Raw genomic sequence first — 12726 nt, forward strand, 5'->3', positions numbered from 1 at the left:
GGCGCGCAACGCGCTAAAAGGGTCGGTCTTATACGGACTGACAGCATTTCCCTCACCCATAGGGAAATCCCTCTCTAAATTCCGATTCAGTAGTGTGGTATTTCCTTAATGAAAGTGTTGAAAGGCCAGGACATCCTGGCACTTGGTTTTATGACGTTTGCCCTGTTCGTCGGGGCTGGCAACATCATCTTCCCACCTATCGTCGGTTTACAGTCCGGGCCCAATGTCTGGATGGCGGCGCTGGGTTTCCTGGTCACCGCAGTTGGTCTGCCGGTGATCACCGTCGTGGCGCTGGCCAAGGTCGGCGGAGCAATGGATGCCTTGAGCAGCCCGATCGGTAAAGTGGCCGGTGGCCTGCTGGCAGCGGCTTGCTACCTCGCTGTTGGCCCGCTGTTCGCGACGCCACGTACCGCGACGGTATCCTTCGAGGTGGGCCTGGCGCCCCTGACCGGCGAGAGCCCGCTGGCGCTGTTCCTGTACAGCTCGGTTTACTTCCTGCTGGTGTTCTTCATCTCGCTGTATCCGGGCCGTTTGCTGGATACCGTAGGGCGCTTCCTCGCGCCGTTGAAGATCATCGCCCTGGCCGTGCTGGGCATTGCAGCATTCGCCTTGCCGGCCGGTGACATTGGCCATGCAACCCCTGAATACGTTGCAGCACCGTTTTCCCAAGGCTTCATCAATGGTTACCTGACCATGGATACCCTGGGCGCCCTGGTGTTCGGCATCGTCATCGTCAACGCCATCCGTTCCCGCGGCGTCGAGTCGCCAGCACTGATCACCCGTTATGCGATCATCGCCGGGCTCATCGCTGGCGTGGGTCTGGCGCTGGTGTATGTCAGCCTGTTCCGTCTCGGTTCGGGCAGCCATGAAGTGGCCGCTGGCGCTACCAATGGCGCGGCGGTATTGCACGCTTACGTGCAGCACACCTTTGGTTCGCTGGGCAGTGGTTTCCTTGCCGTGCTGATCTCCCTGGCGTGCCTGGTGACCGCGGTCGGCCTGACCTGTGCCTGCGCCGAGTACTTCAGCCGTGTGGTGCCGTTGTCTTACAAGACACTGGTGATCATCCTGGCGGCGTTCTCGCTGCTGGTGTCCAACCTGGGCCTGACCAAGCTGATTGCGTTCTCGATCCCGGTACTGACCGCGATCTACCCGCCGTGCATCGTTCTGGTGGCGTTGAGCTTCTGCAAGGACTTCTGGCATGAGCAGGGTCGTATCCTCGGCCCGGTGATGCTGGTGTCGTTCATCTTCGGCCTGATCGATGCCCTGAAGGGGGCCGGCCTGGCGGACTGGATGCCGACACAAATGGCCCACCTGCCGCTTAGCGAGCAGGGCCTGGCCTGGCTGGTGCCATCGGTTATGACTCTTGTTGTCGCCGTGGTCTGTGACCGTATGCTGGGCAAGCGCGAAGAAGCGCTGGCTTAAGCTTTACCGGCCCGTCACAAGCGGGCCTGTGAACAAAACAGAAATGCCCCGTATCAATCGATACGGGGCATTTTTAATGGCTAATGGGTGATTTATGTCTCTTGGTAGCGGACTACCGTTGCAGGATCTGTTTTGATCGTGCAATCGCCCGACACCAGGATTTTGTTGTTGGGCTGTACCAATACCGACAGCCACTCTTCGCGGTCGGAGCTGATATCCGTTACCCGATGTCCATTGTTGCCAAATGAGGAATCGGTCTCCCCGGATGTTTTATAGCGCGCGATCAGGCTGCTTTCGCTACCATGCGTGCCTGTTGAACCTACGACGACGAGTCGGTCTGGCAGAGAGTGATAGATGTCCTTCCACCGGCAGGATTGACCGGAAGGGAGTTCAGTGACGACTGGCTTGCCGTCGTTGAACACTAGATTAGGGCTACCATTGCTATTGAACGCAGCCAGCATTCCTCTTTCGGTAGCTCCGTCTGGAGTGAAAATGTCTGGGTCCGCAATTCCTGCAACAAAAATGCTGTCGTCATCACGTAACACCATGCAATTGACAACCGTTCCGGCATCACGTCCTTTGAAAACGCTGAAAGCTAAGTAACCGTTATCTCCAAAAGTATTGTCTGGGGTGCCGTTTGCTTTGAAACGAGCAATTACCCCCTGGCGTTGACGATTGACACCGGCGACAGTAATTTTTCCGGTTGCCGATACTCCTACAGCGTTGATCGAACGGAGCTGGGTATCAAAACGCATATCCTCTTTTCCGTCGCTGGTGTACCTGCGCACCCGTAATCCGCTTGCGGTGATGATTTCACCGTTTGGTCCTATTGCTGTTGGGAGGCTAAGGGCATTGCGGCTGCTCTGGCGAGTGGTTGGGGGGGCGCCTGAGGCGCTTGGGATTGGAGTAATGTAAACGCCCCCATCTCCAAACGTCTGGTCTAGTGAACCATCCGCTAGGAATCTGGCAAACGCCAATTGATTCAACGCGCCCCAGTGCGTACCTATCAGCAGGATCTTGCCGTCCTTCAGCAGATTCGCTCCGTCTGTATATGCGTGATGATTTTCCTTAAAACCACCCACCACAAAACCGCTGGTTCCAAAATCAGGGTCCGGAGTCCCATCTTCAAGGAGTTGAACAAGCTGAAATTGAGACAGCGGCTTGCCTGCGACTTCCGGCAACGCAGACCCCGCGAGCAGGATTTTCCCGCCGGTGGTTCTTCCCAAAATTTTCATGGGTGAACTGCCTTGGGCAAATTCATAAAACATGCCACGATTCGCGAAATCAGGGTCAAAGCCCTGTTTGCTTGGATCAATTGTGCTGTGGGACATGATCAAGTCTCGCTGCGTAAATGGAGTGAATTTCCGTCAGGCTGATTCCTGCGAAATGTTCTCTCAAATTACTGCCACACAAGCCGCATTAATAGCTGTCAAAAATGACAGCTATTAAGCTGTTCTAGTTCATAGTTTTTAAGTATCGAGGCAGCACAAGCACACGCTGCAGTCTTCGTTTCGCGCCTGCTTGAGCATGTGGCTGTCGATGGAATTATTGTGAATAGGCGGCGTGTCTTTTTTCTCCGAATCCCGTCGAAACTGCACTTGAGCACTGCGTGGAAGAATCGTTCGTTGAATTTGCGCAGCCACAGCTTTTTTCTTAAGTCCAAACACAAGGACCTGCATGTCGTTCATCCAAGCCAACCTGATCCACATTCTTGCCGCCGTCTGGTTCGTTATCTGCTGGGGCGGGTACACCCGCTATGCCACATGGAAAGGCCGTGACACCGCGTGCCTGGCCAGTGTGCTGCACCTGTATCGTGAAGACTGGATGCGCCGCATGCTGCTGCGCGACAACCGCATCGCCGATGCCAGCGTGATCGGCAATCTGGAGCGCAATGCGTCGTTCTTCGCCTCCAGTACATTGATTATCCTGGCCGGTATTCTCACGGTATTGGGGGCTTCGGAACGGGCGGTATCGTTGTTGGCGGATATCCCGATGGTGCAACAGGCGTCCCAGGGAATGTCGGAAATCAAGTTGCTGTGCCTGGCGCTGGTGTTTGTCTATGCGTTCTTTACGTTCAGCTGGTGCATGCGCCAATACAACTTTGCGGCGGTACTGGTGGGCTCGGCACCGATGGTCGGCGAGCGCCATGTATCGGAGCAAGAGCGCAAAGCATTCGCTTCCCGTGCGGCCCGCGTCATCTCCATGGCCGCCAACCAGTTCAACTTCGGGCTGCGTTCCTACTACTTCGGCATGACCATGCTGGCCTGGTTTGTCAGCCCGTGGCTGTTCATGTTGATGAGTGCCGGCGTCGTGTTTGTTTTGTACCGCCGCGAGTTTCATTCCGACGTTCTTGATGTGATGGTCTATACCCCTACAGAGGCGCCGTTGCCGGAGGCAATTAAAGAGGCAGCTTGATGAGTATTCCATTCTGGTGCGTGTTTATCAGTGCGGTGTTGATTTATCTGGCGCGAATGCCCGTGACCAGGGCCATGAAAGAGCAGGGTGGTTACGATAACCACCTGCCGCGCCAACAGCAGATGCAACTCACAGGTCTGGGAGCCCGGGCGGTGGCGGCGCATCAGAACAGTTTCGAAGCGTTCATATTGTTCGCGGTGGGTGTGTTGATGGCGCATACCACGCAGACGGCGGGCTGGCTGATCGACTGCCTGGCGATCATATTCGTGATCACACGGGTTATTTACCTGGTGTGTTACTGGAAGGATCTGGCCTGGCAGCGCAGTCTGGTTTGGCTGGTGGGATTGATCTGTTCGCTGTTGTTGATGATTAGTCCGACTTTTCGAACGATTTTGCTCTAACCATTTTTTCAAGGCAAAAGAAAACCCGCACTTGGCGGGTTTTCTTTTGCCACTCTAAAAACCGTATTAGTTCTTAGGTGCTTCTGGAGCGGCCGGAGCGGCTGGAGCGGCCTCTTTTGCCGCTTCTGCGTTCGATTCGGCCTGAGCTTTGGCAGCTTCGGCGTTTTCTTTCGCAGCGTCGTTCACTTTATCCTGAGCTTTGTTCATGTCCTGCTGAGCTTGCTCGGCATGTTTGGTCGCATCTTGAGCTTTGTCCTCGGATTTTTTATCGCAGGCAGCGAGACCGAGGGAAGCGGTCAACATCAAGGCAATAGCTAAAGTCTTACGCATGGGGTGTTTCTCCTGATGAAAAGCATCTACTGGCATTAAGAGCCCACGCATCAGGGTTAAGTTCCTTAATTTTTTCAGATATATAAGTTTGTTCTAGTGTGGAACTTTTACCCGGACCGCCACCGCACTGTACAGACATAAACAAGAGTTTTTATCAAATGACTGAAAACCCCGTTTTTGAGCGTGCAAAGCGCTTTCTGTCGGCGCTGCGACATTGCCAGGTACTTGGACTAAGCGTTCACAGCGCCAGCAACGAAGGGCTGACGATTGTGCTGCCGTACAGCCCGCAGATCGTCGGCAATCCCGAAACCGGCGTGATTCATGGCGGAGCGCTGACTTCGCTGATGGACACCGCCTGTGGCATGGCGACACTCTGCGTGCTCCCGGAATTCGAAGTCTGCCCGACCCTGGATCTGCGCATCGACTACATGCACGCCGCCGAACCACATAAGGATGTCTACGGCTTTGCCCAGTGCTATCGGGTCACCACCGACGTGATTTTTGCCCGTGGCTTCGCCTATCAGGATGACCCCGGGCAACCCATTGCCCATGTGATGGGCACTTTCATGCGCATGGGCAAGAACATCAAAGGCACCAAGGGCTTTGGTGGCGCGGTTGCCGGAGGTGCGCAATGAGCGAGTCGCTGAAAGATCAGTTGCAAAAGGCCCACGAGCAGGGCGATTACGCCTCGCTGCTGGATTTGATTCCCTATGCCCGGCTGATCGGCGTCGAATGTTCCCGGGTGGGAGATGAGTTGCTGTTCAAGCTGCCAGCGAACCAGGACAACATCGGTAACCCCTTGTTGCCGGCGATTCATGGCGGTGTGATCGCCGGTTTCATGGAATTGGCCGCGGCGCTGCACCTGTTGGTGTTTACCGGAACGCCCGGGGTGCCGAAGATCATCGACTTCTCCCTGGATTACCTGCGAGCCGGACAGTTTCGCGATACCTGGGCCCGATGCCAGGTTTGGCGCCAGGGTCGCCGGGTCGCCAATGTGGCGATTACCGCCTGGCAAAGCACCGAAGCCGAGCCCATTGCCACGGCCCGTGCACATTTCAAACTCGAAGAGCCCTTGAAATCCTGAACTCAGCCCCAAACTCTGAGGACAACCCGCCGTCGATCCTCAAGGTCGCGGCTTATGCCATCTGATTGGAGTTTGATGACCATGAGTGTGGAAACTCAAAAGGAAACCCTGGGCTTCCAGACCGAGGTGAAGCAGCTGCTGCATCTCATGATCCATTCGCTGTATTCCAACAAGGAAATTTTCCTTCGCGAATTGATCTCGAACGCCTCTGACGCTGTCGACAAGTTACGTTTCGAAGCCCTGGCCAAGCCAGAGCTGCTGGAAGGTGGCGCCGAACTGAAAATCCGCGTGAGCTTCGACAAGGACGCTAAAACCGTCACCCTCGAAGACAACGGTATTGGCATGAGCCGCGAAGACGCGATCACCCACCTGGGTACCATCGCCAAGTCCGGCACTGCCGATTTCATGAAGCACCTGACCGGCGACCAGAAGAAAGACTCGCACCTGATCGGCCAGTTTGGCGTTGGTTTCTACTCCGCCTTCATCGTCGCCGACAAAGTCGATGTGTTCAGCCGTCGCGCCGGCAGCCCGGCCAGCGAAGGCGTGCATTGGTCGTCCAAAGGCGAAGGCGATTTCGAAGTCGCAACCGTCGACAAGGCTGAGCGCGGCACTCGCATCGTCCTGCACCTGAAGTCCGGTGAAGACGAGTTCGCCGATGGCTGGCGTCTGCGCAACATCATCAAGAAGTACTCCGATCACATCGCCTTGCCGATCGAGCTGCCGAAAGAAGTGGCCGCTGCCGAAGGTGAAGAGCAGCCGGCCGTTGAGTGGGAAACCGTCAACCGCGCCAGCGCCCTGTGGACCCGTCCGCGTACCGATATCAAGGACGAGGAATACCAGGAGTTCTACAAGCACATCGCTCACGATTTCGAAAATCCGCTGAGCTGGAGCCACAACAAGGTCGAAGGCAAGCTCGAATACAGCTCATTGCTGTACGTGCCGACCCGTGCGCCGTTCGACCTGTACCAGCGTGAGGCGCCGAAAGGCCTGAAGCTGTACGTGCAGCGCGTGTTCGTCATGGATCAGGCCGAGTCCTTCCTGCCGCTGTACCTGCGCTTCATCAAGGGCGTGGTCGACTCCAACGACCTGTCGCTGAACGTGTCGCGGGAAATCCTGCAGAAAGACCCGATCATCGACTCGATGAAGTCGGCGCTGACCAAGCGCGTCCTGGACATGCTGGAAAAACTGGCGAAGAACGAGCCTGAGCAATACAAGGGCTTCTGGAAAAACTTCGGTCAGGTCATGAAAGAAGGCCCGGCAGAAGATTTCGCCAACAAGGAAAAAATCGCCGGTCTGCTGCGTTTCGCATCGACCCACGGCGACGATGGCGAGCAGGTTGTCGGCCTGGCCGAGTACCTGGCGCGCGCCAAGGAAGGTCAGGACAAGATCTACTACCTGACCGGCGAAACCTACGCCCAGGTCAAGAACAGCCCGCACCTGGAAGTCTTCCGCAAGAAAGGCATCGAAGTGCTGCTGCTGACCGACCGTATCGACGAGTGGCTGATGAGCTACCTCAGCGACTTCGACGGCAAGAGCTTTGTCGACGTAGCGCGCGGTGACCTGGACCTGGGCAACCTGGACTCGGAAGAGGACAAGAAGGCCGCGGAAGAAGTCGCCAAGGCCAAAGAAGGTCTGGTCGAGCGTCTGAAAACCGCATTGGGCGAGTCCGTTGCTGAAGTGCGGGTTTCCCATCGCCTGACCGACTCCCCGGCAATCCTGGCCATCGGTGAGCAGGACCTGGGCTTGCAGATGCGCCAGATCCTGGAAGCCAGCGGTCAGAAGGTTCCGGATTCGAAGCCGATCTTCGAATTCAACCCGGCTCACCCGCTGATCGAGAAGCTCGACAACGAGCAGAGCGACGAGCGCTTCGGCGACCTCTCGCACATCCTCTTCGATCAGGCGGCCCTGGCGGCCGGCGACAGCTTGAAAGACCCGGCGGCCTATGTGCGCCGTCTGAACAAGCTGTTGGTCGAGCTATCGGCCTGACGGTGTTGTAGAAAAACCCGCTTCGGCGGGTTTTTTCATTTCGGTGCTAAAACATCAGGAGTCAGAAATGAGCCAAATCACTGTACGTTCCGTTGCCTATCAGATTGACGGCCAGGCTTACGAAAGCCGTCTGGCCTTCGATGCCGACCATAAAGGCCCGCGCCCGGGCTTGTTGATGGCGCCGAACTGGATGGGCGTCAGCGCCGGTGCCGAGGAGATCGCCAAGTCGGTGGCATCCAAGGGTTATGTGGTACTGATCGCAGACCTTTACGGTCAATCGGTTCGACCGACGAACAATGACGAGGCCGGCGCGGCCATGATGCCGTTGAAGAATGACCGCCCATTGCTGCGCAAGCGCATGCAGGTGGCGTTCGAGCAGCTGCAAAGCCAGGGTGAAGTGGCTGTCGATACTTCGAAACTGGCCACTTTCGGTTTCTGCTTCGGCGGTTGCTGCGCCCTGGAGTTTGCCCGTACCGGCGCGCCGGTGAAGGCAGCGGTGTCGTTCCACGGCACGCTGGACACACCGAATCCGGCTGATGCGAAAAACATCAAGGGTAAGGTCCTGGTGCTGCATGGCGCATCCGATCCATTGGTGCCGAAGGAGCAGTTGCCGGCGTTCGAAGACGAAATGAACGCGGCGGGTGTGGATTGGCAGTTGCTGAGCTATGGCGGTGCGTTCCACTCGTTCACCGACCCGCACGCCAATGTGCCGGGCATGATGATGTATGACGCCAAGGTGGCTGCCCGGGCGTTTACGTCGATGCATAACTTGCTGGATGAAGTGTTCAAGGGCTGATAGCTGTTTTCAGCCTGGATTGGGCCGGTGTCTTCGCCGGCCCCATCGCGAGCAAGCTCGCTCCCACAGGGGAATGGTGTCGTACACAATTCTTGCGGCCGACACGGTCAACTGTGGGAGCGAGCTTGCTCGCGATGGCGGCATAACTGGCGCTGAAGTTTTCAGGGCAATTCGAACCTCTCACTCCCACAGGGGAAATGTGTCGTACACAATTCTTGCGGCCGGCACGGTCAACTGTGGGAGCGAGCTTGCTCGCGATGGCGGCATAACGGGTGCTGAAAGTTTCAGGGCAGTTCGATTCGCTCAACTTCCCCGGGCACCGTCGGCCAATCCCCGGCTGCCCAACGCCGGCGTGCTTCATCAATCGCCGCCGGATCGCTCGCGACAAAATTCCAGTTGATCCGCCGTGGCCCGTCCAGCGGAGCACCGCCGAACAACACGGCGTGACTGTCGCTTTCGGCAAACAGTGTCATCTCTTCCCCCGCAGGCAGTACCACCAGCGAGTACGGCTCTATTGGCTCGCCATCGAGTTGTACTTCGCCGCTCAACACATACAGCGCGCGTTCTTCATGCTCGGTGGGAATCAGCAATGTCGTCGCCGTTTGCAGGTGCAGTTCCGCGTACAGCGTAGGAGAAAGCACTGGCACTGGCGATTCCAGGCAAAAGCCTGACCCGGCAATCATGCGAATCTTCACCCCCAGGTTTTCGCTGACCGGCAATGTGGACGCTGGATGGTGGCTGTAATGCCCCGGACCTTGTTCTTTATCCTTGGGTGAAGCCAGCCAGATCTGCAAACCGTGCATCGTGAAGCCGCTTTCCTTCAGGGCTTCGGGCGTGCGTTCGACGTGGGCGATGGCGCTGCCGGCCGTCATCCAGCTGACGTCGCCAGTCCCGACCACTTGATCGGAACCAAGGCTGTCCTTGTGCTGGATCTGCCCCTGGAACAAGTAGGTGAGGGTGGACAGGCCAATGTGTGGATGCTGGCGAATGTTCATGCCTTTGCCCGGTGGATAACGGGTTTCCAGCATGTGGTCGAAAAACACGAATGGCCCGACGCTGCGGCACTTGGCCGATGGCAGCGGGCGGAGAATCGGCTGGCCCTCGACATCTTCGGTGCGGGGGCGGATCACGAGCGGAGTGTTCATGGTGCGTTCCAGGCTGAGCGGGTAATGCGTTCGAGCATAACCCGCTTGGGCAACCCTTGCCGCTATTGGCTGAACGCGCCTTCGGACAAATGCGTTTCGATGCTGACTTCAGAGGTGGTCATCAGCTTGTGGATCGGGCAGCGATCGGCCACACGGTGCAGTTCATCGCGCTGGGCGTCGGTGAGTACGCCCTTGAGGGTCAGCTTGACGTGCAGCACGTACTGGCCTTTCTGTTCCAGGCTGTTGTCGCGCTTGACCTCGACGCCGACACCGGTCAGCGGGATGTCTTTCTTCCTGGCATACAGCTTCAGGGTCAGGGCTTTGCAGGCACCCAGCGCGGCATCGAAATAATCGTGTGGCTCCGGCGCCGAACCCTCTCCGCCAGCCGTGGCGGGCGCGTCGGCGAAGAGTTCGTGGTCATCGATCTGGACGCTGTGGCGCAAACCTTCGGCAGAAACGGTGTTGACGGTAACAGTCATGGCAAACCTCGCAGGCGACAGGAAAACTCATTCGATCAAAAAATGACCTTGAGGGTATAGAGCCATCGCGTTTGTCGGGTGTTCCAATCTGTAGGAGCGAGCTTGCTTGCGATAATCTCACTGGCACTGCGTGTATCCGCCAGGGCGAGTCATCGTTAAAGTCCATCGCGAGCAAGCTCGCTCCTACTGGTCTCGATCCGGATCAGCTGCCTTTGACTGGCTTGCCGTTGACCGTGCCGTCCAGGAGCATGATGTTGTATTCCTTGCCGTCGGTTTCGACCTGTTGCAGGCGGACCAGCAGGTAGTCCCAATCCTTGGCGAACCACAGCACGGTGATGCGCTTGCTTTGCGTCGGATCGCGTACGCGCTCGACCTTGATCGCATCGATCTGGCCAGCCTTGGTGTCGACTTTTTCCGAGCCCAGCACACGGAAGTCATAGGTATCGACTTCGCCATCATCGACAACCTGATAGCTCATGCTCTTTTTGCCGGCAGCCACGTCATGTTGCAGCGCCAGTTGATAGGTGGATTTGTCGACCATGCCGCGGTTCAGCGGAATATCGACCGCGTCACCACGATCGGTGCCGGTGACCTTTTTCGCGGCCCAGTCGAAATCCAGGTCGGCTTTCTTGGCTTTGCCCAGGCCGCCACGCTCGAAGTGGTAGGACTGGGGCAGCAAGGTATCCTTGTCCACGGTCAGGGTGCTTTCTTCGGACAGGCTGGCGATCATCATCGAAGCCTTGAAGCTGAGCTTCCAGACGCCGTTGGCTTCCTTGGTCAGGCTGCGCTCGGCAGTGCCACTCATGGGCAGCTGTTTCCAGTCGGCGGTGTAGCTGGCGGAGAAAGGTTGAAGGTCTGCCGCCTGGGCGAAGGGCAAGGCGAGCAGAGCGCAAGCGAAGAGCAGGGCGCGACGCATAAAATCTCCTAGTTTCGAATCAAGTGGCCGCTGGCCGCGAGTAACTGTCCATCCAGTAAAGCACCTTGCTCGCCGAGGGCTAGACGACCTTCGGCAAACCAGCGTACGGCCATCGGGTAGATCAGGTGTTCCTGAACATGGACCCGCTGCGCCAGACTCTGCGGCGAATCCTGTAACTCTACCGGTATTACAGCTTGTACGACCAGTGGTCCGCCATCGAGTTCCTCGGTGACGAAGTGCACGGAGCAGCCGTGCTCGGTGTCGCCAGCCTCCAGCGCGCGCTCATGGGTGTGTAACCCTTTGTATTTGGGTAGCAGCGAGGGATGGATATTGAGCAGGCGACCCTGATAGTGGCGTACGAAACCAGCGCTGAGAATGCGCATGAATCCGGCGAGTACCACGAGTTTGGGATTGAAGGCGTCGATCAGTTCGATCAGCGCGGCGTCGAAGGCCTCGCGACCTTCGAAAGCCTTGTGATCCAGGGCGCGGGTGTCGATACCCGCGTCCCTGGCGCGTTGCAGGCCGTAGGCGTCGGCGCGGTTGGAAATCACCGCAGCGACGCGGACCGGGCTGTCGCCGGTCCGCGTGCTGTCGATCAGGGCCTGCAAGTTACTGCCGGTGCCGGACAACAGCACCACGACATCACAGGTCTTAGGCATCAGTGAGCCTTGAGGTTCTTCAGTTCAACCTGAGCCGCACCTTCGGCAGCGGTGGAGATCTGGCCGATGACCCAAGGCTGCTCGCCCGCTTCGCGCAGAACGTTCAGGGCGGCTTCAACGTGCTCCTGAGCCACGCAGATGACCATGCCCACGCCGCAGTTCAGCACGCGGTGCATTTCGTTCTCGTCAACGTTGCCTTTCTCTTGCAGCCAGTCGAACACTGCCGGGCGGTTCCAGCTTGCCACGTCAACCACGGCTTGAGCGCCTTTTGGCAGAACGCGCGGGATGTTGTCCAGCAGACCGCCGCCAGTGATGTGGGCCATGGCTTTGACAGCGCCGGTTTCCTTGATCAGCTTGAGCAGCGGCTTCACGTAGATACGGGTCGGGGCCATCAGCAGGTCGGTCAGCGGCTTGCCGTCGAGCTGGATGTTCTCGATGTCGGCGCCGGATACTTCGATGATCTTGCGGATCAGCGAGTAGCCGTTGGAGTGCGGGCCGGAAGACGGCAGGGCGAGCAGGGCATCGCCGGCAGCAACCTTGGAACCGTCGATGATTTCGGATTTTTCCACGACGCCGACGCAGAAACCGGCCAGGTCGTAGTCTTCACCTTCGTACATGCCCGGCATTTCAGCGGTTTCGCCGCCAACCAGCGAGCAGCCCGACAGTTCGCAGCCTGCGCCGATGCCGGTCACAACCTGGGCAGCGGTGTCGACGTTCAGTTTGCCGGTAGCGTAGTAGTCCAGGAAGAACAGCGGCTCGGCACCGCACACCACCAGGTCGTTGACGCACATGGCAACCAGGTCGATGCCGATGCTGTCGTGCTTGTTCAGATTCAGTGCCAGGCGCAGCTTGGTGCCGACGCCGTCAGTACCGGAAACCAGCACAGGCTGCTTGTAGCCGGCCGGGATTTCGCAGAGGGCGCCGAAACCGCCCAGGCCGCCCATGACTTCCGGGCGCGCAGTGCGCTTGGCGACGCTCTTGATGCGTTCGACCAATGCTTCACCGGCGTCGATGTCTACACCGGCGTCCTTGTAGCTCAGGGAGGGTTGCTTGCTCATGATCCAGGCCTTTAGGGGGGGATTTCTGGGTAACG

The 12726-nt window shown here is 57.9% G+C and carries 15 protein-coding genes; 7 read left to right on the forward strand and 8 right to left on the reverse strand.

What is annotated here, in order from left to right:
* Positions 1-108 precede the first annotated feature (108 nt).
* On the forward strand, positions 109-1422 hold the full coding sequence (gene brnQ / locus AC1RP7_RS19625) for a branched-chain amino acid transport system II carrier protein (protein ID WP_057715825.1): 1314 nt from the start codon (positions 109-111) through the stop codon (positions 1420-1422).
* A 92-nt stretch (positions 1423-1514) separates the two neighbouring features.
* Here brnQ and AC1RP7_RS19630 read toward each other — a convergent pair whose 3' ends face one another.
* Together AC1RP7_RS19630 and AC1RP7_RS19635 are read right to left on the reverse strand one after the other, a co-directional pair.
* On the reverse strand, positions 1515-2753 hold the full coding sequence (locus AC1RP7_RS19630) for an NHL repeat-containing protein (RefSeq protein WP_493181706.1): 1239 nt from the start codon (positions 2751-2753) through the stop codon (positions 1515-1517).
* 138 nt (positions 2754-2891) lie between these two features.
* Complete coding sequence (locus AC1RP7_RS19635; RefSeq protein ID WP_349735942.1) at positions 2892-3110, reverse strand: hypothetical protein; 219 nt, start codon at positions 3108-3110, stop codon at positions 2892-2894.
* Between AC1RP7_RS19635 and AC1RP7_RS19640 the strand changes: the two genes are divergently transcribed.
* Together AC1RP7_RS19640 and AC1RP7_RS19645 are read left to right on the forward strand one after the other, a co-directional pair.
* A complete protein-coding gene (locus tag AC1RP7_RS19640) occupies positions 3100-3837 on the forward strand; it encodes a DUF599 domain-containing protein (RefSeq protein WP_090453895.1) in 738 nt (245 codons plus the stop codon). The genes AC1RP7_RS19635 and AC1RP7_RS19640 overlap by 11 nt on opposite strands.
* The gene (locus AC1RP7_RS19645) at positions 3837-4238 is read left to right on the forward strand and encodes an MAPEG family protein (RefSeq protein WP_057715823.1); all 402 of its coding nucleotides are present in this window, start codon (positions 3837-3839) and stop codon (positions 4236-4238) included. The genes AC1RP7_RS19640 and AC1RP7_RS19645 overlap by 1 nt, the downstream gene beginning before the upstream one ends.
* A 66-nt stretch (positions 4239-4304) precedes the next feature.
* On the opposite strand, the gene AC1RP7_RS19650 is transcribed toward AC1RP7_RS19645, so the two are convergent.
* Positions 4305-4568, reverse strand: coding sequence for a hypothetical protein (locus AC1RP7_RS19650; RefSeq protein ID WP_090457778.1), 264 nt, complete (start codon positions 4566-4568; stop codon positions 4305-4307).
* A 158-nt stretch (positions 4569-4726) separates the two neighbouring features.
* Here AC1RP7_RS19650 and AC1RP7_RS19655 point away from each other — a divergent pair, with 158 nt between their 5' ends.
* The 4 genes from AC1RP7_RS19655 (at position 4727) to AC1RP7_RS19670 (ending at position 8434) form a co-directional block, all read left to right on the forward strand.
* Positions 4727-5203 (forward strand): PaaI family thioesterase, encoded by a 477-nt coding sequence (locus AC1RP7_RS19655; RefSeq protein WP_057715822.1) that lies wholly within the window; start codon positions 4727-4729, stop codon positions 5201-5203.
* Positions 5200-5652: a PaaI family thioesterase gene (locus tag AC1RP7_RS19660; RefSeq protein WP_057715821.1), complete on the forward strand. Its 453-nt coding sequence runs from the start codon at positions 5200-5202 to the stop codon at positions 5650-5652. Before AC1RP7_RS19655 ends, AC1RP7_RS19660 begins: the two co-directional genes overlap by 4 nt.
* An 81-nt stretch (positions 5653-5733) precedes the next feature.
* On the forward strand, positions 5734-7638 hold the full coding sequence (htpG, locus tag AC1RP7_RS19665; protein WP_218497158.1) for a molecular chaperone HtpG: 1905 nt from the start codon (positions 5734-5736) through the stop codon (positions 7636-7638).
* A gap of 67 nt (positions 7639-7705) precedes the next feature.
* The gene (locus AC1RP7_RS19670; protein WP_489340034.1) at positions 7706-8434 is read left to right on the forward strand and encodes a dienelactone hydrolase family protein; all 729 of its coding nucleotides are present in this window, start codon (positions 7706-7708) and stop codon (positions 8432-8434) included.
* 284 nt (positions 8435-8718) lie between these two features.
* Here AC1RP7_RS19670 and AC1RP7_RS19675 read toward each other — a convergent pair whose 3' ends face one another.
* From AC1RP7_RS19675 to purM, 5 genes are all read right to left on the reverse strand, one after another.
* Positions 8719-9579 carry a pirin family protein gene (locus tag AC1RP7_RS19675; RefSeq protein ID WP_057715819.1) on the reverse strand — a complete coding sequence of 287 codons (861 nt, stop codon included), beginning with the start codon at positions 9577-9579 and terminating at the stop codon, positions 8719-8721.
* A gap of 62 nt (positions 9580-9641) precedes the next feature.
* Complete coding sequence (locus AC1RP7_RS19680; RefSeq protein ID WP_349735946.1) at positions 9642-10058, reverse strand: OsmC family protein; 417 nt, start codon at positions 10056-10058, stop codon at positions 9642-9644.
* A 202-nt stretch (positions 10059-10260) separates the two neighbouring features.
* The gene (locus AC1RP7_RS19685; RefSeq protein WP_057715817.1) at positions 10261-10974 is read right to left on the reverse strand and encodes a DUF3108 domain-containing protein; all 714 of its coding nucleotides are present in this window, start codon (positions 10972-10974) and stop codon (positions 10261-10263) included.
* An 8-nt stretch (positions 10975-10982) separates the two neighbouring features.
* Positions 10983-11633 (reverse strand): phosphoribosylglycinamide formyltransferase, encoded by a 651-nt coding sequence (gene purN / locus AC1RP7_RS19690; RefSeq protein WP_493181709.1) that lies wholly within the window; start codon positions 11631-11633, stop codon positions 10983-10985.
* Positions 11633-12691: a phosphoribosylformylglycinamidine cyclo-ligase gene (gene purM / locus AC1RP7_RS19695; protein WP_090457782.1), complete on the reverse strand. Its 1059-nt coding sequence runs from the start codon at positions 12689-12691 to the stop codon at positions 11633-11635. Before purM ends, purN begins: the two co-directional genes overlap by 1 nt.
* Positions 12692-12726 lie beyond the last annotated feature (35 nt).

This window comes from Pseudomonas sp. GW822-FHT01E03 (assembly GCF_058802985.1).

Excerpts from the sequence above, each read along its gene's own strand:
- brnQ (WP_057715825.1), top strand. The coding sequence starts at position 109 with ATGAAAGTGTTGAAAGGCCAGGACATCCTGGCACTTGGTTTTATGACG.
- AC1RP7_RS19630 (WP_493181706.1), bottom strand. The coding sequence starts at position 2,753 with ATGTCCCACAGCACAATTGATCCAAGCAAACAGGGCTTTGACCCTGAT.
- AC1RP7_RS19640 (WP_090453895.1), top strand. The coding sequence starts at position 3,100 with ATGTCGTTCATCCAAGCCAACCTGATCCACATTCTTGCCGCCGTCTGG.
- AC1RP7_RS19635 (WP_349735942.1), bottom strand. The coding sequence starts at position 3,110 with ATGAACGACATGCAGGTCCTTGTGTTTGGACTTAAGAAAAAAGCTGTG.
- AC1RP7_RS19645 (WP_057715823.1), top strand. The coding sequence starts at position 3,837 with ATGAGTATTCCATTCTGGTGCGTGTTTATCAGTGCGGTGTTGATTTAT.
- AC1RP7_RS19650 (WP_090457778.1), bottom strand. The coding sequence starts at position 4,568 with ATGCGTAAGACTTTAGCTATTGCCTTGATGTTGACCGCTTCCCTCGGT.
- AC1RP7_RS19655 (WP_057715822.1), top strand. The coding sequence starts at position 4,727 with ATGACTGAAAACCCCGTTTTTGAGCGTGCAAAGCGCTTTCTGTCGGCG.
- AC1RP7_RS19660 (WP_057715821.1), top strand. The coding sequence starts at position 5,200 with ATGAGCGAGTCGCTGAAAGATCAGTTGCAAAAGGCCCACGAGCAGGGC.
- htpG (WP_218497158.1), top strand. The coding sequence starts at position 5,734 with ATGAGTGTGGAAACTCAAAAGGAAACCCTGGGCTTCCAGACCGAGGTG.
- AC1RP7_RS19670 (WP_489340034.1), top strand. The coding sequence starts at position 7,706 with ATGAGCCAAATCACTGTACGTTCCGTTGCCTATCAGATTGACGGCCAG.
- AC1RP7_RS19675 (WP_057715819.1), bottom strand. The coding sequence starts at position 9,579 with ATGAACACTCCGCTCGTGATCCGCCCCCGCACCGAAGATGTCGAGGGC.
- AC1RP7_RS19680 (WP_349735946.1), bottom strand. The coding sequence starts at position 10,058 with ATGACTGTTACCGTCAACACCGTTTCTGCCGAAGGTTTGCGCCACAGC.
- AC1RP7_RS19685 (WP_057715817.1), bottom strand. The coding sequence starts at position 10,974 with ATGCGTCGCGCCCTGCTCTTCGCTTGCGCTCTGCTCGCCTTGCCCTTC.
- purN (WP_493181709.1), bottom strand. The coding sequence starts at position 11,633 with ATGCCTAAGACCTGTGATGTCGTGGTGCTGTTGTCCGGCACCGGCAGT.
- purM (WP_090457782.1), bottom strand. The coding sequence starts at position 12,691 with ATGAGCAAGCAACCCTCCCTGAGCTACAAGGACGCCGGTGTAGACATC.